Annotated in this window: 23 protein-coding genes; 7 read left to right on the plus strand and 16 right to left on the minus strand. The window is 52.7% G+C overall.

Features of this window, described 5'->3' with window-relative positions:
• The first annotated feature begins 165 nt into the window (after nt 1–165).
• From sifA to potD, 3 genes are all read left to right on the plus strand, one after another.
• The gene (gene sifA, locus NAZ64_RS03500; protein WP_134944875.1) at nt 166–1,176 is read left to right on the plus strand and encodes an SPI-2 type III secretion system effector SifA; all 1,011 of its coding nucleotides are present in this window, start codon (nt 166–168) and stop codon (nt 1,174–1,176) included.
• A gap of 315 nt (nt 1,177–1,491) precedes the next feature.
• On the plus strand, nt 1,492–2,271 hold the full coding sequence (gene potC / locus NAZ64_RS03505; RefSeq protein WP_000580299.1) for a spermidine/putrescine ABC transporter permease PotC: 780 nt from the start codon (nt 1,492–1,494) through the stop codon (nt 2,269–2,271).
• A gap of 24 nt (nt 2,272–2,295) precedes the next feature.
• A complete protein-coding gene (gene potD / locus NAZ64_RS03510; protein WP_000759329.1) occupies nt 2,296–3,342 on the plus strand; it encodes a spermidine/putrescine ABC transporter substrate-binding protein PotD in 1,047 nt (348 codons plus the stop codon).
• 81 nt (nt 3,343–3,423) lie between these two features.
• Here the strand turns inward: potD and cobB are convergent, their stop codons facing one another.
• From cobB to lolC, 5 genes are read right to left on the minus strand one after another with little or no spacing between them, the layout of a single operon-like run.
• Nucleotides 3,424–4,245, minus strand: a complete 822-nt coding sequence (cobB, locus tag NAZ64_RS03515) for a Sir2 family NAD+-dependent deacetylase (RefSeq protein ID WP_001191856.1) — start codon at nt 4,243–4,245, stop codon at nt 3,424–3,426.
• Nucleotides 4,246–4,263: 18 nt separating this feature from the next.
• Nucleotides 4,264–5,175 (minus strand): N-acetylglucosamine kinase, encoded by a 912-nt coding sequence (nagK, locus tag NAZ64_RS03520; RefSeq protein ID WP_220569260.1) that lies wholly within the window; start codon nt 5,173–5,175, stop codon nt 4,264–4,266.
• A 28-nt stretch (nt 5,176–5,203) separates the two neighbouring features.
• A complete protein-coding gene (gene lolE, locus NAZ64_RS03525; protein WP_134944876.1) occupies nt 5,204–6,448 on the minus strand; it encodes a lipoprotein-releasing ABC transporter permease subunit LolE in 1,245 nt (414 codons plus the stop codon).
• Nucleotides 6,448–7,149, minus strand: coding sequence for a lipoprotein-releasing ABC transporter ATP-binding protein LolD (gene lolD / locus NAZ64_RS03530; RefSeq protein WP_001033714.1), 702 nt, complete (start codon nt 7,147–7,149; stop codon nt 6,448–6,450). Before lolD ends, lolE begins: the two co-directional genes overlap by 1 nt.
• Nucleotides 7,142–8,341: a lipoprotein-releasing ABC transporter permease subunit LolC gene (gene lolC / locus NAZ64_RS03535; RefSeq protein WP_001534775.1), complete on the minus strand. Its 1,200-nt coding sequence runs from the start codon at nt 8,339–8,341 to the stop codon at nt 7,142–7,144. The genes lolD and lolC overlap by 8 nt, the downstream gene beginning before the upstream one ends.
• A gap of 337 nt (nt 8,342–8,678) precedes the next feature.
• Between lolC and mfd the strand changes: the two genes are divergently transcribed.
• Nucleotides 8,679–12,125: a transcription-repair coupling factor gene (gene mfd, locus NAZ64_RS03540; RefSeq protein ID WP_001114323.1), complete on the plus strand. Its 3,447-nt coding sequence runs from the start codon at nt 8,679–8,681 to the stop codon at nt 12,123–12,125.
• 146 nt (nt 12,126–12,271) lie between these two features.
• Entirely contained in the window at nt 12,272–13,237 is a 966-nt protein-coding gene (gene ldtC, locus NAZ64_RS03545; RefSeq protein WP_000482971.1) for a L,D-transpeptidase LdtC, read from the plus strand.
• Nucleotides 13,238–13,333: 96 nt separating this feature from the next.
• Here the strand turns inward: ldtC and bhsA are convergent, their stop codons facing one another.
• The gene (gene bhsA / locus NAZ64_RS03550; protein WP_079981457.1) at nt 13,334–13,591 is read right to left on the minus strand and encodes a multiple stress resistance protein BhsA; all 258 of its coding nucleotides are present in this window, start codon (nt 13,589–13,591) and stop codon (nt 13,334–13,336) included.
• 241 nt (nt 13,592–13,832) lie between these two features.
• On the opposite strand from bhsA, the gene comR reads away from it, so the two are divergent.
• The gene (gene comR, locus NAZ64_RS03555; RefSeq protein ID WP_000205986.1) at nt 13,833–14,468 is read left to right on the plus strand and encodes a TetR family copper-responsive transcriptional repressor ComR; all 636 of its coding nucleotides are present in this window, start codon (nt 13,833–13,835) and stop codon (nt 14,466–14,468) included.
• 73 nt (nt 14,469–14,541) lie between these two features.
• Here the strand turns inward: comR and NAZ64_RS03560 are convergent, their stop codons facing one another.
• From NAZ64_RS03560 to hinT, 8 genes are all read right to left on the minus strand, one after another.
• Nucleotides 14,542–15,081 (minus strand): glycine zipper 2TM domain-containing protein, encoded by a 540-nt coding sequence (locus NAZ64_RS03560; RefSeq protein ID WP_001043449.1) that lies wholly within the window; start codon nt 15,079–15,081, stop codon nt 14,542–14,544.
• Nucleotides 15,082–15,259: 178 nt separating this feature from the next.
• Nucleotides 15,260–16,564: an NADH-quinone dehydrogenase gene (ndh, locus tag NAZ64_RS03565; protein WP_000211053.1), complete on the minus strand. Its 1,305-nt coding sequence runs from the start codon at nt 16,562–16,564 to the stop codon at nt 15,260–15,262.
• A 253-nt stretch (nt 16,565–16,817) separates the two neighbouring features.
• Nucleotides 16,818–17,360, minus strand: a complete 543-nt coding sequence (ycfP, locus tag NAZ64_RS03570) for an alpha/beta hydrolase YcfP (RefSeq protein ID WP_000587945.1) — start codon at nt 17,358–17,360, stop codon at nt 16,818–16,820.
• 24 nt (nt 17,361–17,384) lie between these two features.
• Nucleotides 17,385–18,410, minus strand: coding sequence for a beta-N-acetylhexosaminidase (gene nagZ / locus NAZ64_RS03575; RefSeq protein ID WP_079900476.1), 1,026 nt, complete (start codon nt 18,408–18,410; stop codon nt 17,385–17,387).
• Between the two features lie 10 nt (nt 18,411–18,420).
• A complete protein-coding gene (gene thiK / locus NAZ64_RS03580) occupies nt 18,421–19,245 on the minus strand; it encodes a thiamine kinase (protein WP_220569261.1) in 825 nt (274 codons plus the stop codon).
• Nucleotides 19,226–19,864 carry a penicillin-binding protein activator LpoB gene (gene lpoB / locus NAZ64_RS03585; RefSeq protein ID WP_000164359.1) on the minus strand — a complete coding sequence of 213 codons (639 nt, stop codon included), beginning with the start codon at nt 19,862–19,864 and terminating at the stop codon, nt 19,226–19,228. The genes thiK and lpoB overlap by 20 nt, the downstream gene beginning before the upstream one ends.
• Nucleotides 19,865–19,877: 13 nt before the next feature.
• On the minus strand, nt 19,878–20,252 hold the full coding sequence (locus NAZ64_RS03590) for a YcfL family putative periplasmic lipoprotein (RefSeq protein WP_079842028.1): 375 nt from the start codon (nt 20,250–20,252) through the stop codon (nt 19,878–19,880).
• Nucleotides 20,253–20,254: 2 nt separating this feature from the next.
• On the minus strand, nt 20,255–20,614 hold the full coding sequence (gene hinT / locus NAZ64_RS03595) for a purine nucleoside phosphoramidase (RefSeq protein WP_001532068.1): 360 nt from the start codon (nt 20,612–20,614) through the stop codon (nt 20,255–20,257).
• Nucleotides 20,615–20,955: 341 nt separating this feature from the next.
• On the opposite strand from hinT, the gene fhuE reads away from it, so the two are divergent.
• Nucleotides 20,956–23,130: a ferric-rhodotorulic acid/ferric-coprogen receptor FhuE gene (gene fhuE, locus NAZ64_RS03600; RefSeq protein WP_220569262.1), complete on the plus strand. Its 2,175-nt coding sequence runs from the start codon at nt 20,956–20,958 to the stop codon at nt 23,128–23,130.
• A gap of 85 nt (nt 23,131–23,215) precedes the next feature.
• Here the strand turns inward: fhuE and ptsG are convergent, their stop codons facing one another.
• The gene (gene ptsG, locus NAZ64_RS03605) at nt 23,216–24,649 is read right to left on the minus strand and encodes a PTS glucose transporter subunit IIBC (RefSeq protein WP_000475705.1); all 1,434 of its coding nucleotides are present in this window, start codon (nt 24,647–24,649) and stop codon (nt 23,216–23,218) included.
• Nucleotides 24,650–24,943: 294 nt separating this feature from the next.
• Nucleotides 24,944–25,741, minus strand: coding sequence for a metal-dependent hydrolase (locus tag NAZ64_RS03610; protein WP_000480268.1), 798 nt, complete (start codon nt 25,739–25,741; stop codon nt 24,944–24,946).
• Nucleotides 25,742–25,746: the final 5 nt, after the last annotated feature.

Genomic DNA, 25,746 nt, shown 5'->3' on the forward strand with positions numbered 1-25,746 from the left:
CTGGCACAGACAGTAATGCGTTTATACGCGAAGCTCTCAGGTTTTATACTGATTGCCAGTCTCTTTTAAAAATTATATTACATCCGATGCGCCCGCAGTTGAGATAAAAAGGGTCGATTTAATCAATTATGTAGTCATTTTTACTCCAGTATAAGTGAGATTAATATGCCGATTACTATAGGGAATGGTTTTTTAAAAAGTGAAATCCTTACCAACTCCCCAAGGAATACGAAAGAAGCATGGTGGAAAGTTTTATGGGAAAAAATTAAAGACTTCTTTTTTTCTACTGGCAAAGCAAAAGCGGACAGTTGTCTACATGAGATGTTGTTTGCCGATCGCACCCCCACACGAGAGCGGCTTACAGAGATTTTTTTTGAGTTAAAAGAGTTAGCCTGCGCATCACAAAGAGATAGATTTCAGGTTTATAATCCTAATGAAAATGATGACACTATTATTCTTCGCATCATGGATCAAAACGAAGAGAACGAATTGTTACGTATCACTCAAAATACCGATACCTTTAGCTGTAAAGTCATGGGGAATCTTTATTTTTTAATGAAAGATCGCCCGGATATTTTAAAATCGCATCCACAAATGACGGCCATGATTAATACAAGATATAGCGACATCGTAGATTACCCCCTCCCTTCGACATTATGTCTCAATCCTGCTGGCGCGCCGACATTATCGGTTCCATTAGACAACATAGAGGGGTATTTATATTCTGAATGGAGAAAAGGAAATTTAGATGAGTGGAAAACGCAAGAAAAGGTAACCTACCTGGCAGCGAAAATTCAGTCTGGGATTGAAAAGACAACGCGCATTTTACAGCATGCGAATATATCCGAAAGTACTCAGCAAAACGCATTTTTAGATACAATGACGATGTGTGGCTTAAAACAGCTTGAAATACCACCACCGCATACCCACATACCTATTGAAAAAATGGTAGAAGAGGTTTTACTGGCGGATAAGACGTTTCAGGCGTTCCTCGTAACGGATCCCAGTGCCAGCCTAAGCATGTTAGCTGAGATAATCGAAGCCATCTCTGATCAGTTTTTTCACGCCATTTTTAGAATAGACCCCCAGGCTATACAAAAAATGGCGGAAGAACAGTTAACCACGCTACACGTTCGCTCAGAACAACAAAGCGGCTGTTTATGTTGTTTTTTATAAAATCAGACGACGCTTTCTCAGACGTCACGTTCAGGGTTTACTCACGTACTTCATGTTTGCCTACAGAGTAACCTCTTGCCTGGCGCAATAATGCCGCATCTGACCGGATCGGATGAGAATAGTCATTTAAATGGCCTTTTTTTCCCGCTCGTCTGGCAATTTGTTGTAAAATTCGCGGCTTCAAGCGGCAGCTTGCTTCTTCCTGGCTGCTGATAACCGCGAGACGTTTTGGAGAGATTTTGGAGAAGAGAAAAAATTGATCATTTTCAATACTCTAAAAGCACCCCATCCTCTGAATAAGAAGGTGGAACTTGAATGATCGGTCGGCTGCTCCGTGGCGGTTTCATGACTGCCATCTATGCGTATCTGTATATTCCTATCATTATTCTGATTGTGAACTCCTTCAACAGTTCGCGGTTCGGCATTAACTGGCAGGGCTTTACCACTAAATGGTACGAACTACTGGTCAATAACGACAGTCTGTTGCAGGCCGCTCAACATTCACTGACGATGGCGATTTTCTCAGCGACCTTCGCTACGTTGATTGGCTCGTTAACCGCGGTGGCGCTTTATCGCTACCGCTTTCGCGGGAAGCCATTCGTCAGCGGGATGCTGTTTGTAGTAATGATGTCGCCGGATATTGTGATGGCGATCTCCCTGCTGGTGCTGTTTATGTTACTCGGCATTCAATTGGGCTTTTGGTCGTTGCTGTTCTCGCATATCACCTTTAGCCTGCCGTTTGTGGTCGTCACGGTCTATTCGCGCCTGAAAGGCTTTGATGTCAGAATGCTGGAAGCCGCAAAAGACCTGGGGGCCAGTGAGGTAACGATTTTACGCAAAATCATTCTGCCGCTGGCGATGCCGGCGGTGGCGGCGGGCTGGTTGCTGAGCTTTACGTTGTCAATGGACGATGTCGTGGTCTCGTCGTTTGTCACCGGGCCGGGCTATGAAATTTTACCCTTAAAGATTTATTCCATGGTAAAAGTCGGCGTTTCACCAGAAGTGAACGCGCTGGCGACCGTTTTATTGGTGCTGTCTCTGGTAATGGTCATTGCCAGCCAGCTTATTGCTCGTGATAAAACCAAGGGCCGATAAGGCCCATAATTCAGGGGACGTTAAATGAAAAAATGGTCACGCCACCTGCTCGCGGCGGGCGCCCTGGCGCTGGGTATGAGTGCCGCTCATGCCTCCGACAACGACACGCTCTATTTCTATAACTGGACTGAGTATGTGCCGCCGGGCCTGCTGGAACAGTTCACTAAAGAGACAGGCATTAAGGTGATTTATTCGACCTACGAGTCGAACGAAACCATGTATGCCAAACTCAAAACCTATAAAGATGGCGCGTATGACCTGGTTGTTCCTTCTACATACTATGTCGACAAAATGCGCAAAGAAGGCATGATCCAGAAGATCGATAAGTCGAAATTAACCAATTTCCACAACCTCGATCCGGAAATGCTCAACAAACCGTTTGACCCCAACAACGATTATTCTGTCCCGTATATCTGGGGCGCAACGGCGATTGGCGTGAACAGCGATGCTATCGATCCAAAAACCATTACCAGCTGGGCTGACTTGTGGAAACCGGAATATAAAAACAGCCTGCTTTTAACCGACGATGCGCGAGAAGTCTTCCAGATGGCGCTGCGCAAGCTAGGTTATTCCGGTAACACTACCGATCCGAAAGAGATCGAAGCGGCATATGAAGAGTTGAAAAAACTGATGCCGAACGTAGCGGCCTTCAACTCCGATAATCCGGCGAATCCGTATATGGAAGGAGAAGTCAATCTGGGGATGGTGTGGAACGGTTCGGCCTTCGTTGCTCGTCAGGCTGGCACGCCGCTGGAGGTCGTCTGGCCGAAGGAAGGCGGTATTTTCTGGATGGATAGCCTGGCTATTCCGGCGAACGCGAAAAATAAAGAGGGCGCGCTGAAGCTAATCAACTTCCTGCTGCGTCCTGACGTCGCGAAAGAGGTGGCAGAAACCATAGGCTACCCTACCCCCAACCTGGCGGCGCGTAAGCTGTTAAGCCCGGAGGTCGCCAATGATAAGTCGCTCTATCCGGATGCGCAAACCATCAGCAAAGGCGAGTGGCAAAACGATGTCGGCGACGCCAGCGCCATTTATGAAGAGTATTATCAGAAGCTAAAAGCAGGACGCTAATTCAGCCAAAGCACCTGTCGGGCCTACAGATGAACGTAACGTGAAATGTAGGCCGGATAAGGCGTTACCGGGCAAACAGCACTACAGCCCTTTCAGGAATTTATCAACAAATTCCGGCACAACCTGGCTTGCCGGGCCGTAGTGCTTCTCTTCAAACTCGCTGCCGACCTGGCTTGGCTCAAGATTCAGTTCCACCGTATGTGCGCCGTGCAGTTTTGCTTCATGCACAAAACCCGCAGCCGGATAGACATGACCGGATGTGCCAATGGCGATAAAAATATCCGCCATCGACAGCGCCATATAAATTTCATCCATGCCAAGCGGCATCTCGCCAAACCACACCACGTGCGGACGTAGCGGCGCCGGGAACTGACAGCAGTGACATTTATCTTCCGGCATCACATCGCCGTTCCATTCCAGAATCTGGCCACTTTGCGAACAGCGCACCTTCAACAGCTCGCCATGCATATGAATGATGTTGCGATTGCCCGCGCGTTCATGCAAATTGTCGATGTTTTGCGTCACCAGCAAAAAGCGATCGCCAAGCGCTTCTTCAAGCTTCGCTAACGCCAGATGCGCCGCATTAGGTTGTATTTCCGGCTGTTGAAGCTGCTGACGGCGGGCATTATAAAATGTCTGCACCAGCCCCGGATTACGGGCAAATCCTTCCGGCGTCGCCACATCTTCAACCCGATGCTCTTCCCAAAGGCCATCCGCCGCGCGAAACGTACGAATACCAGACTCTGCAGAAATTCCTGCACCTGTAAGGACTAATACTCTTGGGTTTTCCATCATTTCCGGCACCACTCTGTCTCTGAAAAAGATCCGCTGGCGCAGACGTTCACGCAACAGACGTTTATTTTTACGAAAGCGGCTTAATCGATGAAACCGACGCGACTGCATAACAACCTCTTTTTTTGATTAGTCGGTAAGATGTAAAAAAGCAGCACCGCGCATCCCACCTGCATCCCCATGCCGCGCACGCTCAATGCGCGGCGCGCGGGCAACAGGGAGTAGATGGCGCGGCAGTCTTTCCGCCAGTTGCGTTGTTATTGCCGTAAAGTTCGATAGTCCGCCGCCGATCACCAATAAATCGGGATCGACAATCGTCAGTATATTCCCCAGACAAACCGCCAGTAAATCCAGATAGCGCTCAACATGCGCGTGCGCGTGCTCATCGCCCTGCTCCCACAACCCGATAATCTCCGGCGCCTGCAGCGATTGATCATAATAATGCTGATATAGCCACGCAAACCCGCGCCCGGACAGATAATTCTCAATACAACCCATCTGACCGCATCCACAACGGCGGAGAGGAAAATCAAATCCCATCAACGTTAGCGCGTCAACCGGCAAACGCATATGACCAAACTCGCCGGTGATATAGCTCTGACCGGTAATCGGCTTCCCGTTTAGCACCAGGCCACCGCCGACGCCGGTGCCGAGGATAAGCCCCATAACCAAAGGATATTGCGTGAATTCATCATCCCAGGCTTCGGACAAGGCAAAACAGTTAGCGTCATTGTCCAGACGCACATCGCGATCCAGTCGGGCGCTGAGATCGGCGCGCAACGGCTTACCGCTGGCTGCCGGGACATTCGCGGCGTACAGCGTGCCGTCTTCGGTTTCCGGCATACCGGGTATGCCAATCCCTACCGACCCTTTTACGCCAAATCGCTGGTCGGCTTCCGCGACCAGTTCGCACACGGCGTCTAAAAAGGCGCTATAACTGGTATGGGGCGTGGGAACCCGTTTTTCCCACTGCAGCCGCCGCGTTGAGTCAAATACGCCTAACGCAATCTTTGTTCCGCCAATGTCAAACCCGTAATACATCACCGCTCCTTGTTTTTATATCCCGCGATTACTGGCCGCTCAATACTCGCGCAGGGTCAATGTTGCTCGCCCGCCGCGCCGGATACCAGCTCGCCAGTAAGCTTAATAACAACGCCGTGACCAGTACGTAAACAACGTCCAGCCAATGTAATTCGGATGGCAGGAAGTCGATAAAATAGATATCGCCGGACAAAAACTGATGCCCGATCTCCTTTTCAATCCCATTAATAATGGCGGTAAGCTGAAGCGAAACGACAACGCCGATCGCCACGCCAATTAAGCTGCCCAGCAAGCCCGCCAGTAGTCCGTACCAGACGAAAATGGCACGAATCAAACCATCTTTCGCCCCCAGCGTTCTTAATACCGCAATGTCGCCGCTTTTGTCTTTTACCGCCATCACTAAGGTGGAAACGATATTAAAACAGGCCACGCCGATCACCAGAATCATCGCCAGATACATAATGGCGCGAATCATCTGGATATCGCGATACATATAGCCGTAGGTGCCGATCCAGCTCTTAATGTAGACATAGCTGTTAGTCACCTCACCCGCGTCACGCACCAGTTTGTTCGCATTAAACACGTCATGGACTTTAAGCGCGATACCGGAAACGCTGGCCCCCATATCCAGATACTGCTGCGCATCCTCAAGCGGGATCATGGCGAAGCTGTGATCGAGCTGGCCGCTCAGTTGCAGAATCCCGATGACATGCAAACGCACGCGTTTGGGCTGGAGCAGCTTATGGTCGGCATTCGCATTGGGGATCATGATGGACACCCAGTCGCCCTGTTTCACGTTCAGCGCATCGGCGACGCCTTTACCGATAATGATCTGCTGCTCGCCCGCTTTGAAATGATCCCAGGCGTGATTTTGCACAAATGACGGTAACGCGCTAAGCTGCTGCTCTTGCTTAGGGTCGACGCCTTTAACCTGAATGGCGCGCAAATTCGCCCCGCTCTCTACCAGGCCGGTAAAATTGATATACGGCGCGGCGGCGGCAATGCCCGGCACCTTCTGCACTTTTGCCAGCGCTTCACGCCAGTTGGTCCACGGCTGATTGACCGCTTCAATCTCCCCGTGCGGAACCACCGCCAGAATACGGTTATTCAACTCGCGTTCGAAACCGTTCATCGCGCTTAAACCGACAATCAATACCGCCACGCCCAGCGCGATACCGATGGTAGAAATGACGGAAATGAGCGAAACCATACCGCCGCGCCGCCGTCCACGGCTGAAACGCAAGCCAATTAACAATGATAAAGGCGACGCCATTACTCCGCCCCCATCAGGCTCAGTTCCGCCGTCAGGCGGCCATCGCGCATCTCAAGCTGGCGGCTCATACGTTTCGCCAGTTGCAAATCGTGAGTCACCACCAGAAACGCGGTTCCCTGCAGACGATTTAACTCGCCCAGAAGCTCAAAAATACTGTCGGCATTACGCGCATCCAGATTACCGGTCGGCTCATCCGCCAGTACCAGACGCGGATTATTCACCAACGCGCGCGCTATCGCGACACGCTGGCGCTCACCGCCGGAAAGTTCCGAAGGTCGATGGGTTGCGCGATGCTCCAGCCCTACAGCATGCAACATTTCTCGCGCCCGAGCGTCAATCTCCGCCGGTTTCTTTTTGCCAATCAATAATGGCATCGCCACGTTTTCCAGCGCCGTAAAATCCGGCAGGAGATGATGAAACTGATAGATAAACCCCAGTTTCTGGTTACGTAATTCCGCTTTTGCCGCAGAAGAGAGTTTGCTCATCGGCTGGCCGCTAAAAATCACATCGCCAGAGGTAGGCGTATCCAGCCCGCCTAACAGATGCAGCAACGTACTTTTACCCGAACCGGAACTGCCGACGATCGCCATCATTTCGCCTTCGCCGATACTGAAGCTGACATCGTGCAACACGTCGGTTTGTACGGTGCCTTCCTGATAGCGTTTGCACAGGTTGTCGCATTGCAACAGGATCTTATTCATAACGTAAAGCCTCAGCGGGTTGAGTGGCGGCAGCGCGCCAGGAAGGATAAAGCGTAGAAAGCAGCGCGATGGCCATTGCCACCAGAGCGATAACGATCACCTGTAACGGCTCTATCGCCACGGGCAACGCAGCGCCATCCAGAAACGCGCCGATGATCGGCATCAGGTTATTCAGTTGGCTGGCAAGCAATGCGCCCAGCGCGGCGCCCAACAGCGCGCCGATAATCCCGGCGCTGGCGCCCTGCACCATAAAGACCATCATAATTTGTCGCGGCGTCAGCCCTTGAGTTTGTAAAATCGCCACTTCGCCCTGCTTCTCCATGACCATCAGACCCAACGAAGTAATAATGTTAAAAGCCGCGACCGCCACGATGAGGCTCAGCAACAATCCCATCATGTTCTTTTCCATGCGCACAGCCTGGAACAACTCGCCTTTACGTTCGCGCCAGTCCTGCCACTTAGTGCCTTGCGGCAGCGGCTGTTGGCTGAGGGTATCGACTTGCAGCGGTTCATCCAGCCACAAACGCCAGCCGGTAATATTGCCTGCCGGATAGCGCATTAAACGCGATGCGTCCTGAATATTGACCAGCATTTCATAGCCATCGACCTCGCTATTGGCGGCAAATGTGCCAATCACCGTAAACAGACGCTGGCTGGGCAGGCGTCCCATTGGCGTAAACTGGCTGGCAGATGGCACCATTAGCCGAATCTGATCGCCGCGGTTGACCCCTAACTGTCCGGCTAGCTGCTCGCCGAGGATGACATTATACTTACCCGGCTGTAATTCGCTTTGCTTCACATTGACCAGATACGGCGTTAACGGATCTTTTTGCGCCGGATCGATACCCAACATCACGCCAACCGCAACGCTACGCGCGCTTTGCAGTACGACATCGCCCGTCGTCAGCGGCGCAATACGGTTAACGCCTTGCAGATTCACCGCTTTTTCCGGCATCTGATTCGGGTTAAGAGAACCATGTTCAGCAGAGAGGATGGCCTGAGGCATCAAACCAAGAATGTTATTTTGCAGTTCGCGCTCAAAACCGTTCATCACCGACAATACCGTGACCAGCGCCATCACCCCCAGGGTAATGCCGATAGTGGAAAGCCAGGAAACGAAGCGACCGAAGCGATCTGCTGCACGCCCGCGCATGTAACGCAGGCCGATGAATAGAGCGACAGGTTGATACATGTAATCCGTCTGGTTGCTGTTAGCAAAGTCCCGAGTATATAAGCGAAAGCGGAATGCGTAAATGTCTGAACCGTAAGAGTTCGTCAGCGTTATTCTGAAAAAGGCCGACAAATCAAGTCACTTACATGTTCATACTTTACCTGTTCGGCGTGTTATCCGGCGGATTCAATTTGCTAATAAACAACGATCGCGGATAATAAAGAACATTGCTTATCAGTCATATGCCCCTGAATACCTGAGTCCTTCATGCTGTCCTGGCGTGCAGCCAACCATGAAGCAGCCTGAAGGGTGACGCGTAGAGTGCGGCGTAAAACAAAAAGAGATACTGACAACCGTTATGCCTGAAAAACAACGTTACACGCTGCCGACAAAAGCGGGCGATCAGCGCCAGTTGGGCGAACTTACCGGTGCCGCCTGCGCTACGCTGGTGGCGGAGATAGCTGAACGCCATGCCGGTCCGGTGGTACTCATAGCGCCTGACATGCAAAATGCTCTGCGATTGCATGATGAAATCCGCCAGTTTACCGATCAGATGGTGATGAACCTGGCGGACTGGGAAACGCTACCGTATGACAGCTTCTCCCCGCATCAGGAAATTATCTCTTCGCGCCTGTCCACGCTCTACCAGTTGCCGTCAATGCAGCGCGGCGTCTTGATTGTACCGGTAAACACCCTGATGCAGCGCGTTTGTCCGCATAGCTATCTGCATGGTCATGCGCTGGTGATGAAAAAAGGCCAGCGGCTGTCCCGCGACGCTCTGCGCGCGCAGCTTGACAGCGCCGGTTATCGGCATGTCGATCAGGTGATGGAGCATGGCGAATACGCGACGCGCGGCGCGCTGTTGGATCTCTTTCCGATGGGCAGCGAACAGCCTTATCGCCTCGACTTTTTTGATGATGAAATTGACAGCCTGCGTCTGTTTGACGCGGATACCCAGCGTACGCTGGAGGAGGTTGAGGCCATCAATTTGTTGCCCGCGCACGAATTTCCTACCGACAAAGCCGCTATTGAGCTTTTCCGTAGCCAGTGGCGCGATACCTTTGAGGTAAAACGCGACGCCGAGCACATCTATCAGCAGGTTAGCAAAGGCACTCTGCCCGCCGGGATCGAATACTGGCAGCCGCTCTTTTTCAGCGAGCCGTTACCGCCATTATTTAGCTACTTCCCCGCCAATACTCTGGTGGTGAATACCGGCTCGCTGGAAACCAGCGCCGAACGTTTTCAGGCCGATACGCTGGCGCGTTTTGAAAATCGCGGCGTCGATCCTATGCGCCCGCTTTTGCCGCCGGAAGCCCTCTGGCTACGGGTAGATGAGCTCTTTTCCGAGCTTAAACGCTGGCCTCGCCTCCAGCTTAAAACCGACCATCTGCCGGAAAAAGCCGCCAATACCAATCTCGGTTTCCAGAAATTACCGGATTTGGCTATCCAGGCACAGCAGAAAGCGCCGCTGGACGCGCTGCGTAAGTTCCTCGAATCTTTCAGCGGTCCGGTGATTTTTTCGGTGGAAAGCGAAGGACGCCGCGAAGCGCTGGGAGAACTCCTGGCCCGCATAAAAATCGCGCCGAAGCGGATATTACGCCTGGACGAGGCGCAGGATGCGGGACGCTATCTGATGATTGGCGCCGCAGAACATGGCTTTATCGACACCCAACGCAATCTGGCGCTGATTTGTGAAAGCGATCTCCTGGGTGAACGGGTCGCGCGTCGCCGCCTGGATTCCCGTCGTACGATCAACCCGGATACGTTGATTCGTAACCTGGCGGAGCTCCACGTCGGTCAACCGGTAGTGCATCTGGAGCACGGCGTCGGGCGTTATGCCGGCATGACCACTCTGGAGGCTGGCGGCATCAAGGGTGAGTATCTGATGCTCACCTACGCCAATGACGCCAAACTGTATGTGCCGGTTTCCTCATTGCATCTGATTAGCCGCTATGCCGGCGGCGCGGAAGAAAGTGCGCCGCTGCATAAACTGGGCGGCGACGCCTGGTCGCGCGCCCGGCAGAAAGCGGCGGAAAAAGTGCGCGATGTCGCAGCGGAACTGTTGGATATTTATGCGCAACGGGCGGCAAAAGAGGGTTTTGCCTTTAAGCATGATCGTGAGCAGTATCAGTTATTCTGCGACAGCTTCCCGTTTGAAACGACGCCCGATCAGGCACAGGCGATTAACGCCGTATTGAGCGATATGTGCCAACCGCTGGCGATGGACAGGCTGGTGTGCGGCGACGTCGGCTTCGGCAAAACCGAAGTGGCGATGCGCGCCGCGTTCCTGGCGGTGGAAAACCATAAACAGGTGGCGGTACTGGTGCCGACTACGCTGCTGGCGCAGCAACACTATGACAACTTCCGCGACCGTTTCGCCAACTGGCCGGTACGCATTGAGATGCTGTCTCGCTTTCGCAGTGCCAAAGAGCAGACGCAAATCCTGGCGGAAGCCGCCGAGGGTAAGATCGATATTCTGATCGGTACGCATAAACTGCTACAAAGCGATGTGAAGCTGCGCGACCTCGGCCTGCTGATTGTCGATGAAGAGCACCGTTTCGGCGTGCGCCACAAAGAGCGAATTAAGGCGATGCGCGCCGATGTCGATATTCTGACGCTCACGGCGACGCCGATCCCGCGGACGCTGAATATGGCGATGAGCGGTATGCGCGATCTCTCCATTATCGCCACCCCCCCTGCCCGTCGTCTGGCGGTAAAAACCTTTGTCCGCGAGTATGATAGCCTGGTGGTAAGGGAAGCGATTCTGCGTGAAATCCTGCGCGGCGGTCAGGTTTACTATTTGTACAATGACGTCGAAAATATTCAGAAAGCCGCAGAGCGGCTGGCGGAACTGGTGCCGGAAGCGCGAATCGCTATAGGCCACGGGCAGATGCGCGAACGTGAGCTGGAACGGGTCATGAACGATTTCCACCATCAACGTTTTAACGTGCTGGTGTGTACTACCATTATCGAAACGGGGATCGACATTCCCACCGCTAATACGATCATCATTGAACGCGCGGATCATTTCGGCCTCGCGCAGTTGCACCAGCTGCGTGGCCGCGTAGGGCGCTCGCACCACCAGGCCTACGCCTGGCTATTGACGCCACATCCTAAGGCCATGACCACCGATGCGCAAAAACGGCTGGAGGCGATTGCGTCGCTGGAGGATTTAGGCGCCGGGTTTGCGCTGGCGACCCACGATCTGGAGATCCGCGGCGCGGGCGAACTGCTTGGCGAAGAGCAAAGCGGCTCAATGGAAACCATTGGCTTCTCACTCTACATGGAACTGTTGGAAAACGCCGTTGATGCGCTGAAAGCAGGCCGCGAACCCTCGCTGGAAGATCTCACCAGTCAGCAAACGGAAGTCGAGCTGCGAATGCCGTCGTTACTGCCGGATGATTTTATTCCGGATGTTAATACCCGGCTGTCATTCTATAAACGCATTGCCAGCGCGAAGAACGAAAACGAGCTGGAGGAGATCAAAGTGGAATTGATCGACCGCTTCGGCCTGCTGCCCGATCCGGCGCGTAATCTGCTGGATATCGCCCGCCTGCGCCAACAGGCGCAAAAGCTCGGCATCCGAAAACTGGAGGGTAACGAGAAAGGCGGAACGATTGAGTTCGCCGAGAAAAACCACGTTGACCCCGCCTGGCTTATCGGGTTGCTGCAAAAACAGCCGCAGCATTTCCGTCTGGATGGTCCGACGCGCCTCAAGTTTATTCAGGATTTAAGCGAACGTAAAACGCGTATAGACTGGGTACGCCAGTTCATGCAGCAACTGGAAGAAAACGCTATTGCATAAGCGTCAGGCCGGGCGTCATTACTCTGCGTCCGGCCTAATCTTTACAAATTCTTTGCACTTCCCTGCAGTTCCAGACACAGCCAGCCGCCATAATCTTATTTCCTCTTTTATAAAAATAACCACATAATAATCATGGGTTTATTATAATGTTCAACAATACGCGACTCTCTCGCTGGTGGGCGTTGCTTGCGCTTACCGCGACCATCATGCTTGCCCTTCCCGCGCAGGCGAATACGTGGCCTCTTCCGCCCCCCGGCAGTCGACTGGTGGGAGAGAATAAATTCCATGTCGTTGAAGACGACGGCGGCTCGCTGGAGGCGATCGCCAAAAAATATAACGTGGGCTTTTTAGCCCTGTTACAGGCCAACCCCGGCATTGATCCTTACGTGCCACGCGCAGGCAGCGTGCTAACGATTCCGCTGCAAACGCTGCTACCGGACGCGCCACGTGAAGGTATCGTCATTAACCTCGCGGAATTACGGCTTTACTATTATCAACCGGGGAAAAATACGGTCACGGTCTACCCTATCGGGATTGGCCAACTGGGCGGCGATACCCTGACGCCAACGATGGTGACGACCATTTCGGATAAACGCGCCAATCCAACCTGGACGCCGACCGCCAATATTCGCGCCCGTTATAAAGCGCAAGGCATCGATCTCCCCGCCGTGGTGCCTGCTGGTCCCGATAACCCAATGGGGCATCACGCGATTCGTTTAGCGGCCTACGGCGGCGTCTATCTGTTACATGGCACGAATGCCGATTTTGGCATTGGTATGCGCGTCAGTTCCGGCTGTATCCGTCTGCGCGACGGTGATATAGAGACATTGTTCCGTCAGGTCACGCCGGGAACCAAAGTGAATATTATCAATACGCCGATTAAAGCCTCGGTGGAGCCAGGCGGCGTGCGACTGGTGGAAGTTCATCAGCCGCTGTCTAAAAATATAGGCGACGATCCGCAGGTGCTGCCGATTGTGCTGAATGGCCCGATGCAGACCTTTAAGGACGCGCCGCAGACCGACGCCGCGGTGATGGAACATGTTATGGAAGTGCGCTCCGGAATGCCGGTGGATGTAACCCGTCAATCAGAGGCGAAACCGCAGTCGCTGTAAGCGTGAATAGCTGACCGATAAAAAAGCCTCGCGATGCATCGCGAGGCTTTCTCTTTTTATTGTGGCAATCGCAGCGGCATTAATGAGGGTTAATGCTTACTTATAGATTACCGCCGTACCGTGAAGGGTATTCGGGCCGGTAACAGAGGTAATACGGAAAGACTTCGCCCCCATCTCCTGCGCTTTTTGCGCCAGCTGATCTTCCAGCGAGCCCAGATTCGTGCCGCCATTCGCGGAAATGGTGCCGAACTTCTGTTGACCTTCTGGCGTTGCCTGAACTTCAACGGCGGCGAAGCTGGCGAATGAGAGCGAACTCAGTACCACAGCAGCGATGAGGTTTTTTACGTTTTTCATAGTGATGACCTTTAGCAGATGAATGGGTGTCGTAAGCATTAACTTAACGATCGATAAGTTAATCATAGATGTGATCTACATCACACGTCAACTTCTTTTTATAATGATCGTTATATAATTTATAAAGATGTTATTTTTCATGTGAATAGAATTGATTTATTTTTCTAATGAATACTCTGGAGCCAGAAGTGGTTTGTTTTTATAATAGAGAGACCGCTCTTTAAACAGGTACAACGGCATCATGACAACGGATACCACGAGTTGCGCGAAGAAAAGCCGTGGCCGACCAAAAGTGTTCGACAGGGAAGCTGCGCTTGATAAGGCCATGACTCTCTTCTGGCAGCACGGCTATGAAGCAACTTCGCTTGCCGATCTCGTAGAGGCTACCGGGGCGAAAGCGCCTACTCTCTATGCGGAATTCACTAACAAAGAAGGATTATTTCGCGCTGTCCTGGATCGCTACATCACTCGCTTTGCCTCAAAGCACGAAGCCCAGCTCTTTTGTGAAGAGAAAAGCGTGGAATCGGCGCTGGAAGATTACTTCACAGAAATTGCCGCCTGCTTTACCAGTACGGACACGCCGGCTGGCTGCTTTATGATTAATACGTCCGCCACCCTCGCCGCCTCCTCGCGCGATATCGCTCGCACGGTAAAATCACGCCACGCCATGCAGGAACAGACGCTCATCCAGTTTTTGCGCCAACGTCAGGAGCGCGGTGAAATTCCGGCGCACTGTAACCCGCAGGCGCTCGCGGAATATATCAACTGTATTTTACAGGGAATGTCGATCAGCGCCCGCGAGGGAGCCACCTTCGAACAACTGATGCAAATTACGCGTACGACCCTGCGCATCTGGCCTGAACTGCTCAAGTCCTGAACGACGCGGCTTCGGATAAAAAAAGCCCCTCAGCCTGAGCGAATGAGGGGCTAACTTGCAGAGTACAGCTTTTTTATGCTTTGTTATTCAGAACCAGTTGACCATTGCCGTCGAGGGGAATTTGCGTTCCGGGGTCTTTATCCATGCGGATTTTGCCCTGCTGATCGCCAATTTTGTAGGTCACGTCGTAGCCAAGCATCTTTTCAGATTTGTCATACACCGTCTTACAGCGTTGCTGCGTGGTAGTGTAAGTATCACTTTCCTGCATTGACCCCTGGATTTGATTGCCAGCATAACCGCCGCCCAGCGCCCCGACGACCGTCGCCACATCTTTACCACGACCACCGCCAAATTGATGTCCAATCACGCCGCCTGCTACTGCGCCAAGCACCGAGCCGGCAATACGGTTTTCGTCCTGAACCGGTCTGCGATGCGTGACCGTGACATTACGGCACTCCTGACGCGGCGTTTTTACCGTCTCTTTAATCGGTTTAGCCGATATCACCTGCGCATATTGCGGACCACGATCAAATACGTTGAGACTGGCCACTGCCGCCACACCCAGCGCAGCCGCTACGCCAATCCCTATACCCGCCAACATTGATTTATTCACGGGAGTTCCTCCTTCGTTGCTATTGGTAACAATTTTGCAACCAGTATGCGAACAAAGCCAATCGGAATGAGGATGAAAAATGCGGGATGAGGCGGTAAAGCTGAAGGATTCGGACAACTCCGAAGCGAGTGATGGAGAAGCGCTCACCGGCGCGAGCAGCCGGTGAGGCGCAGAGAAATTAATGCAGTTTCAGGCGCGGACGAATGACGCGGTTAATACTGCCCACCAGCATCATCAGGCCGGTTTTAAAATATCCATGCAGCGCTATCTGGTGCATACGGTATAGCGAGATATACACGAAGCGGGCGATACGTCCTTCAATCATCATTGAACCGCGGGTCAGGTTCCCCATCAGACTACCCACGGTAGAGAAGTTGGACAGAGAGACCAGCGATCCATGATCTTTATACTGGTAAGCTTTCAGCGGTTTGCCATTCATCTGCGCCAGAATGTTATTCATCGCGCAGGTAGCCATCTGATGCGCCGCCTGAGCGCGAGGCGGCACAAAACCTCCCTCCGGACGTGCGCAGGAAGCGCAGTCGCCAATCGCATAAATATCAGGATCGCGCGTGGTTTGCAGCGTCGGTTCCACCACCAGTTGGTTAATGCGGTTCGTTTCCAGACCACCAATTTCTTTCATAAAATCCGGCGCTTTGATACCCGCCGCCCACACCATCAGATCGGCCTGAATATATTCACCTTCTTTCGTATGCAGACCGCCTTCGTCGGCGCTGGTGACCATAGTTTGCGTCAGCACGCGAACGCCCAGTTTGGTCAGTTCATTATGCGCGGCGCTGGAGATACGCGGCGGCAACGCAGGCAGAATACGCTCGCCAGCCTCAACCAACGTCACGTTCAGCGCGTCGTTGGTCAGCCCCTTATAACCATAGCTATGCAGCTGTTTTACCGCATTATGCAGTTCAGCCGACAGCTCAACCCCCGTCGCACCGCCGCCAACGATGGCGATATTGACCTTACCGTTCGCGCCCAGATTAGCCGAATACTTGAGGAACAGGTTCAGCATCTCCTGGTGAAAACGGCGCGCCTGATGCGGGTTATCGAGGAAGATACAGTGCTCTTTCACGCCCGGCGTGTTGAAATCATTAGAGGTGCTGCCCAGCGCCATCACCAGCGTGTCATACGCGATTTTGCGCTCCGGCACCAGCAGTTCGCCCTTTTCATCACGCAACTCGGCAATGGTGATGGTTTTCGCTTCGCGATCGATATCCATCACCGACCCCAGTTGGAACTGGAAACCATGATTACGCGCATGAGCCAGATAGCTCAACGCATCCACGCCTTCGTCCAGAGATCCAGTCGCCACTTCGTGCAGCAATGGTTTCCACAGATGGCTGTGATTTCTGTCTACCAGCGTGATTTTCGCTTTTTTCTTGCGCCCCAGTTTATGGCCTAACTGCGTCGCCATTTCCAGCCCGCCAGCGCCGCCGCCGACAATCACGATCTTTTTTAATGGTGTAGTCAACGTGACCCCCTTAAATTTATTAACCAATTGTTAATTAAAAGTTATTGGTATAGCCTTTAATTAACAACAAGTTACGTTAATGAGAATAAGCTTCTGATATGAGAATAGCATGAACGGTGCATTGGTCATACCAAAATTGATGTGCATCAAGTTTTCATGCTGAAAAGATAGACAGTTTGCGAGAATTGAGCATAAAAAAACCAGCCGCAAGGCTGGTTATCCGGTCACTGATAACGCCATATTGCCGGGGGCGTTACCCCAGCGTTTTAAACGCTTTGATACGTTGCAAGTGCGGCGAAATATTTTTGAATTTGTGAGTCTGTTCCTCATCCCACACAATTTCATAATACGGGTGAAGCGCTTGCGCTGAGCGTTGGCTGTCCAGCGCTTCGTCATGACGCGAGAGGATCACCAGACAACGATCGCGATTTTTTTCGCGAAAGTTGGTCACGCACTTTGTAGCGATGTCCGCATATTCTTCCGGGCGATCGATTTTCCCCTCCATGTTTTCATAGGGGAACAGGTTCGGGTTAAAAACCACCTGACGGATATCGCACAAAAAGCCAATCCGCTCCGCCCAGTAACCGCCCAGCCCCACGCCACAGATTAAAGGGCGCTCGTCCACATTCAACTGCAACATTTTGTCCACTTCTTTCAGCAGATGCTGCATATCGTGCTTAGGATGCCGCGTACTGTAGCTTACCAGCCGAACATCCGGGTCGATAAACTGTAATTGCAACACTTTTTCATGGTTGCCCGGACTATTTGAATCAAAACCGTGTAAATAAATAATCATCTGGCACCCTCACGAAAACTCGAGTTAATGACCTGCTTTTTCTTCCTGCCAGCGTTCATGTAACTGGTTGAGCTGGGCGCTGGCTGTTTTCCAGCGTGCTGAGTCCATGAGCTCCCGGCGTGAAAATGAACCTTTATGATACAAACGTGTAACACGTTCTGCTTTGATCGGCGACAGATTATCCAACACGCTGACTGCGCCTTTACGATTATTGCAGACCAGAATCATATCGCAACCCGCATCCAGCGACGCCTGAGCGCGCTCAGCATAGCTGCCCATAATCGCCGCGCCCTCCATAGACAGATCGTCGGAGAAAATGACGCCGTCAAAGCCTAACTCCTGACGCAGCACCGTTTTCAGCCAGTACGGCGAACCGCTTGCCGGACGCGGATCGATAGCGCGGTAGATCACGTGGGCAGGCATAATCGCATCCAGTTTATTCTCGCTAATCAGCGTGCGAAACACCGACATATCTTTGCCACGGATGTCCGTTTCAGGACGTGGATCGCACGGCGTCTCTTTGTGGGAGTCCGCCGTGACCGCGCCGTGGCCGGGGAAATGCTTACCGGTCGTTTTCATTCCGGCGTCATGCATGCCGTCAATAAAGCGCGTTGCCATTGCCAACGCTTTTGCGGGATCGGCATGATAGGAGCGCTCGCCAATTGCCGCGCTGATATGCCCGACGTCCAGCACTGGCGCAAAACTGATATCAATATCCATCGCGATCATTTCGCTGGCCATCAGCCACCCTGCCTCCTGCGCCAGTCGCCCCCCCTCTTCCAGCCCATGCAGCGCAAAAAAAGATTGCGCCGCGGGCAGGCGGGTAAACCCGTCACGGAAACGCTGTACGCGCCCGCCTTCCTGATCGACGGCCACCACCAGATGGTTACGCGATGCCGCCCGAATCTGGCGCACTAATTCGCGCAGCTGTTCCGGGTCATGGTAATTACGCGTGAACAGAATAAGCCCGCCAACCAGCGGATGCGCCAGTATCTCGCGCTCCTCCGCATCCAGCTCACATCCTTCGACATTCAACATTACTGGGCCCACACTGCTCTCCTTATCCTTTCATACGTAGCTGGCGCCAGGTTTCATCGGCCAGCCTGATAAATTGTTGCTCGCCGGTTTGTCGCCAGCGATATTCGAACCACCCTGCTTTTAGCATAATGACCCACGGGTGCCATAAGCGTATCTGTCGCCATAGCTGCCGGGCGTCGATTCGCGCGCGCGCGGCATAAGCGTTTGCCAGTTGTCGGTGCTGCCGTTCATCCTCAACCCATACTGCCGCCAGCTCCAACGCAATATCGCCGTCGCCGGCATACTCCCAGTCAATCAGTTTCAACCCGGCGGACGTTAATACTATATTGTCGCCATGGACATCCATATGCAAAGGCGCGAGCCGCAGCGGGCGAGGTTCACCGTTTTTTTGCAACTGTTTGAGCCGCCGCAACCAAAACGGCGTACGCCTTGCCGGATCGCAACACGACCAGTACTGCGCCAATAGTGACGATAGCGCAATACGCCAGCCAAAACGCGGCTGTTGATGCAAATGATACAGTAAGGCCGCCAGTTCGTCGGCATCTGGCAGAGCGGAATTTACCACACCATGCAGATATTCTACCGCCATCCAGCCTGGCGTATAAAAAAGCGCTCGCGGCGCAAGACTGGCCGGCAATTGGGATAAGGCGCGGTAATGACGTAAAAAATGGGCTGGTGGAGCGTCGGGGTCGTGATGACGACGCAGCACGACACGGTGAGTATCGTGGGCAATAATACAGCTCCCGCCGCTTAGCCCCTGCGATGCGGCGACGGCGGGACGATACTGGGGAAAATAGCGCGACAGGATCTCGTCGCGCGTTAAGGGATTATTGTTGTTGGACCGCACCTTTACCTGACCAGATTATCTCGCCAGTTTGCACCAGCATTAACTGCATCTGTAATGCAGGCGCGTTAACGTTACCGGATGCGCTGGAGTAAAGTACATATTGCGCCCCGACATTACGCGCAATGCCAATAGCTTTACTGCGCGTTCCCAGACTATCCTGCGGAGACAACCCTAACTGCTGTTTTGCCATCGAGAGTTGCTGTACGGAGACCAGCGTAAATTTACCGTTGTTCGCCAGCGCATTACGTAACGTTTCCGTTGCCTCGTTCGCATTTAATGACCCATTCGTCCGGTTATTCACGCTGTCGACAAGCAATACGCTTCCGGCCGTCACGCCATCAGCCTGCAACATTTTGCTGACCAGCGGTTGCATCGCGCCGTTCCAGTCATAGTGGCGCACCTTAGGCGCTGGCTGGCCCGTTTGATCTTCATGTTCGATCGGCCCCGGTTGCTGTGGAATGGTTGGCACAGACGGCACAACAGGAGGCTGCGGCGGCTGCGCGGGTTGTTCTGGCGCTGGTTTTACCTCTTCAACTGGCGCAGGTTGACGTTGCGCCATACACCCGGAGAGAAATATCGCCAGCGCAGCAATGGCAGCGTAGCGATGCATTTTTGTCATCAAAATTCACTCCTCACAAATAAAGATAAAGCCTGACCTTATGCGCCCCCAGATAATTGGCGCTGCCAAATAGCGTTACCGACGAACGCGCGGGTATGGTTACGCTACGCGGCGCCTCCAGCGGATGCATCTCCAGCCCCCGCGCGTCATACCAGTAAAACCGATAATGAACGGTTATGGGCTCTTGCCTTTCGTTATAGACGCGGGAAGAGGCTGATGGCTGGATATCAGACGCCGTCAGCTCAGGCGGCTCTGCGGTCACGCCCGCCGCCAGAACCGTGGACTCCATCACCAGCGACTGCGCGTCGCTTACCGGAATTTCAGGGTGTGACCGGCAGCCGGTAAGCAGCAGCAAGCCCAGAAAAACCGCGATGCATCCTTTGATCATACTTACAAGCCTTTATGCGCCAGCATCGGGCCTAGCGGGCGGCCGCCCAGTAGGTGCATATGGATATGATAAACCTCCTGGCCCCCATGACGGTTGGTATTCATGATTAAACGATACCCATCTTCGGCAATGCCTTCCTGTTCGGCGATTTTCGCCGCCACGGTGATCATCCGACCTAACGCCTGTTCATGTTCCGCCGTCACGTCATTGACGGTTGGGATCAGGATATTGGGAATAATCAAGATATGCGTCGGCGCCTGCGGTGAAATATCACGAAAGGCGGTGACCAGCTCATCCTGATAAACGATATCCGAAGGGATTTCACGACGAATAATTTTGCTGAATATAGTTTCTTCTGCCACGACGTTTTCCTTTTTCATAATAGCCCTTGCAGCGCACATGCTACGCCGAGCCATACTGCGAGTATAGAGTATGAGCGAGTTACCGACGCTCTTTCAACTTTAACCCACGATTTATTAAGCGAAAAATGACTACATGCTGGACTTACCGCCATATCCCCCTGCCATGACGCCTTTGTACGCTTAAAAAATATTTCTAGTTTCCCTGGTTATACCGTTTTACACATTTAATACAAATGCGTATATTTCTCATTTGCATTTTTATGCGCATTAGCCAGCAAAGAATGAAAAGGTTCAACGTCATACGTCCTGAACTTACCCCAATAACAAGCAAGGATTTTCAGATGTCTTTCATTCAATACCGCCGGGATAAACACCTTCAGTCCACCGCCGCACCGTCGCTGTTAGCTATGGGTATGGCGATGGCATTTATGCCTGCCGCCTTCGCGGCTGAGGATACCGTTATTGTCGAAGGCGCGACGACCGCTGACGCCGTAAACCGCGAAGAACAGGATTACAGCGTGAAAACGACCGCAGCGGGCACCAAAATGCCGATGACTCAGCGCGATATCCCGCAGTCAGTCAGTATTGTCAGCCAGCAGCGTATGGAAGACCAGCAGTTGCAAACCCTGGGCGAGGTGATGACCAATACACTGGGGATCAGCGGAAGCCAGGCTGACTCCGATCGCATCAGCTATTACTCGCGCGGGTTTGAAATTGACAACTATATGGTTGACGGTATTCCAACGTATTTTGAGTCCCGCTGGAATCTGGGCGATGCGCTAACGGATACCGCGCTGTATGAGCGCGTGGAGGTGGTTCGCGGCGCGAATGGGCTGATGACCGGAACCGGTAATCCTTCTGCCTCAATAAATATGATTCGTAAACACGCCACCAGTCGGGAGTTCAAAGGTAACGTCTCCACAGAATACGGTAGCTGGAATAAGCAGCGTTACGTCATGGATCTGCAAAGTCCGCTCACCGCAGACGGCAATGTCCGTGGGCGCATCGTGGCGGGTTATCAGAATAATGATTCCTGGCTGGACCGCTATAACAGTGAGAAAGCGTTCTTTTCCGGAATTATCGATGCCGATCTGGGTGCAACTACCAGCCTTTCAGCCGGTTATGAATATCAAAAAATTGATGTCAACAGCCCGACCTGGGGCGGTCTGCCGCGCTGGAGCACCGATGGCAGTAAAAATAGCTATGACCGCGCGCGTAGTACCGCCCCGGACTGGGCTTATAACAACAAAGAGATAAATAAATTCTTCGTCACGTTTAAACAGCGTTTTGCCGAAAGCTGGCAGGCGACCCTGAATGCGACCCATACTGAGGTCAAATTCGACAGTAAAATGATGTATATCGATGCGTTAGTCGATAAAGAGACAGGTACGCTGGTGAGTCCTTATGGCGCAAGCTACCCCGTGGTCGGCGGTACGGGCTGGAACAGCGGCAAGCGCAAAGTAGATGCCATAGATCTCTTTGCCGATGGCGCTTATGAGCTGTTTGGCCGTCAGCACAATATGATGTTTGGCGGCAGTTATAGTAAACAGAATAACCGCTATTTTAGCGCCTGGGCGAACGTCTTTCCGGACGACATTGGCAACTTCAGCGCCTTTAACGGTAATTTCCCCCAAACCCACTGGGCGCCACAAAATCTGGCGCAGGACGATACCACGCATATGAAATCGCTGTATGCCGCTACGCGCATTTCGCTGGCCGACCCGCTGCATCTGATTCTTGGCGCTCGTTATACCAACTGGCGTGTTGATACACTGACCTACAGCATGGAGAAAAACCATACCACACCGTATGCCGGGCTGATTTATGATATCAACGACAACTGGTCCGCTTATGCCAGTTATACCTCTATCTTTCAGCCGCAGAATAAACGCGACAAAGCGGGTCAATATCTGGCTCCGATTACCGGTAATAACTATGAAGCGGGTCTGAAGTCCGACTGGATGAACAGTCGCCTCACCACCACGTTGTCCGTGTTCCGCATTGAGCAGGATAACGTCGCTCAGGCAACCACTATTCCCATCCCTGGCAGTAATGGGGAGTTTGCCTGGAAGTCTACTGACGGAACGGTGAGCAAAGGCGTCGAATTCGAAGTGAACGGCGCAATTACCGATAACTGGCAGATGACTTTCGGGGCTACCCGGTATGTTGCCGAGGACAATGAAGGTAACGCCGTGAACCCTAATCTCCCGCGCACCAGCGTGAAGTTATTCACCCGCTATCGTCTGCCAGCGATACCGGAGCTGACGGTCGGAGGCGGCGTGAACTGGCAGAATCGGGTTTACAAAGATACCACGACGCCGTACGGCACTTTCCGCGCCGAACAGGGCAGCTATGCGCTGGTCGATCTGTTTACCCGCTATCAGGTGACGAAAAATTTCTCCGTACAGGGAAACATCAACAACCTGTTTGATAAAACCTACGACACCAATATTGATGGTTCCATTGTTTACGGCGCGCCGCGTAACGTCAGCCTCACCGCCAATTATCAGTTCTGACAGACTGTCGGAGAGCGGCATATAAAGCACCATTAAAAAAAGGCAGCCGAATGGCTGCCTTAATTCTCCCCAACATCATTACTGCTTAGCTGTTACGGATGTACTCATCCATTTCCGTTTTCAGGTTATCGGATTTCGTACCGAAAATAGCCTGAACGCCGGAACCCGCGACGACAACGCCTGCCGCGCCCAGTTTCTTCAGGCCAGCCTGATCCACTTTCGCTACATCGGCTACGCTCACACGCAGACGCGTGATACAGGCATCCAGGTTAGTGATGTTCTCTTTACCGCCAAACGCCGCAACCAAAGCCGGCGCCATTTCGCTGGTCGCACCCGCTTTTGCGTCATCAGTAGTGTCTTCACGACCCGGCGTTTTCAGATCCAGCGCTTTGATCAGCACGCGGAACACGGTGTAGTACACAATCGCATAACCGGCGCCAACAATCGGGAACAGCCACAATTTGCTGCTGTTACCGGACAGCACGATAAAGTCGATCAGACCGTGGGAGAACGACGTACCGTCACGCATCCCCAGCAGGATACAGATCGGGAATGCCAGACCTGCCAGAATCGCGTGAATGATGTACAGGATCGGCGCCACGAACATGAAGGAGAACTCGATAGGCTCGGTAATACCCGTCAAAAACGAGGTCAGCGCGGCGGAAATCATGATACCGCCCACTTTTGCGCGGTTTTCCGGTTTAGCAGAGTGCCAGATAGCAATGGCCGCAGCCGGCAGACCGTACATTTTGAACAGGAAGCCGCCAGACAACATACCTGCCGTCGGGTCGCCCGCCATATAACGCGGAATGTCGCCGTGGAATACCTGGCCCGCTGCGTTGGTGTATTCGCCGATCTGCATCTGGAAAGGAACGTTCCAGATATGATGCAGGCCAAACGGCACCAGGCAACGCTCGATAAAACCGTAAATGCCAAACGCGACAACCGGGTTCTGATAAGCCGCCCACTGCGAGAACGCCTGGATAGCCGTACCGATTGGCGGCCATACGAAAGACAGCACCACACCGGTAAAAATAGCGGCCAGACCCGAAATGATCGGCACGAAGCGTTTGCCCGCAAAGAAGCCCAGATACTCAGGCAGTTTGATACGGTAGAAGCGGTTAAACATATACGCTGCGATCGCACCGGAGATAATCCCCCCGAGAACACCCGTATCAGCAAGGTGTTTAGCGGCGATCTCTTCAGCAGGTAAATGCAGAACCAGCGGCGCAACCACAGCCATGGTTTTCACCATGATGCCATACGCTACTACCGCCGCCAGAGCCGAAACGCCGTCGTTGTTGGTAAAGCCCAACGCCACGCCGATAGCGAAAATCAGCGGCATATTGGCAAAAACAGATCCGCCCGCTTCTGCCATAACGTGCGATACAACGGCTGGCAGCCAGCTGAAGTTAGCGGAACCGACACCCAGCAGGATACCTGCGATAGGGAGTACGGATACCGGCAGCATCAGCGATTTACCGACCTTTTGCAGGTTAGCAAATGCATTCTTAAACATAATTGAGAGTGCTCCTGAGTATTTGTGCTTTTCTACGTTCTCACGCATTGGCGAGGGGGGAGAACCCCGCCGTGGACAGGACATCTAAGTGCCCTTTTATTTATTACACAGAGTAAAATAAATACGTCTGATTTTGTTTGACGGCTATCACGTTTCAGCGCCAGATAGCCTAAAAAGTATCACATTCTGCCAAAATGAGTTTCCGAATGTTTCTATAATCTCGCTCACCGCCCCTTTTGTGGCGGTGAACTTTACGCGCTTTGCTTATTAATTACGAGCTTTAAAAAAACTCGTTTAACGGATTGATGACAGGCGAGACGCGTCAATATGGAACAGGCGAGCAAAGTTATCGGTGGTGATCTGCGCCAGTTCTTCAACGGCAACCCCTTTCAATACCGCCATATATTCTGCGACGTCGCGTACCATCGCAGGCTGGTTCTCTTTACCGCGATGCGGCACCGGTGCCAGATAAGGAGAATCGGTCTCGACTAATAACCGATCCAGCGGCACATAGCGCGCCGCATCACGCAACTGCTCAGCGTTACGGAACGTTACGATGCCGGAAAAAGAGATATAAAACCCCAGATCCAACAATTTGCCGGCCGTTTCTCTGTCTTCTGTAAAACAGTGTAGTACGCCGCCGCAATCCGTCACTTTTTCTTCGCGCAGGATAGCCAGCGTATCGGCACGCGCGTCGCGAGTATGGACAATCACCGGTTTATGCAATTCGCGGCCAATCTGGATATGATGAATAAAAGACGCCTGCTGGCGGATTTTGGTCTCAGGCGTGTAAAAGTAATCAAGCCCGGTCTCGCCCATCGCCACCACATCGTCTTCTGCAGCAAGGAGGCGCAGTTCTTCTACGTCATATGCTTCATCCTGATTTAACGGATGCACGCCACAGGAAAAGACCACATTATCGCGCTTGCCCACCAGCTCGCGCATATGGCGATACCCCGGCAGCGTCGTCGCCACCGCTAAACAGAACTTCACATCGCGCGCGGCGGCTTTTGCCAGCACATCGTCCACGTCCTTATGCAAAGATTGATAATCCAGACCATCAAGATGGCAGTGTGAGTCGACTAAAAACATAATGT

The organism is Salmonella sp. A1325, assembly GCF_056991255.1.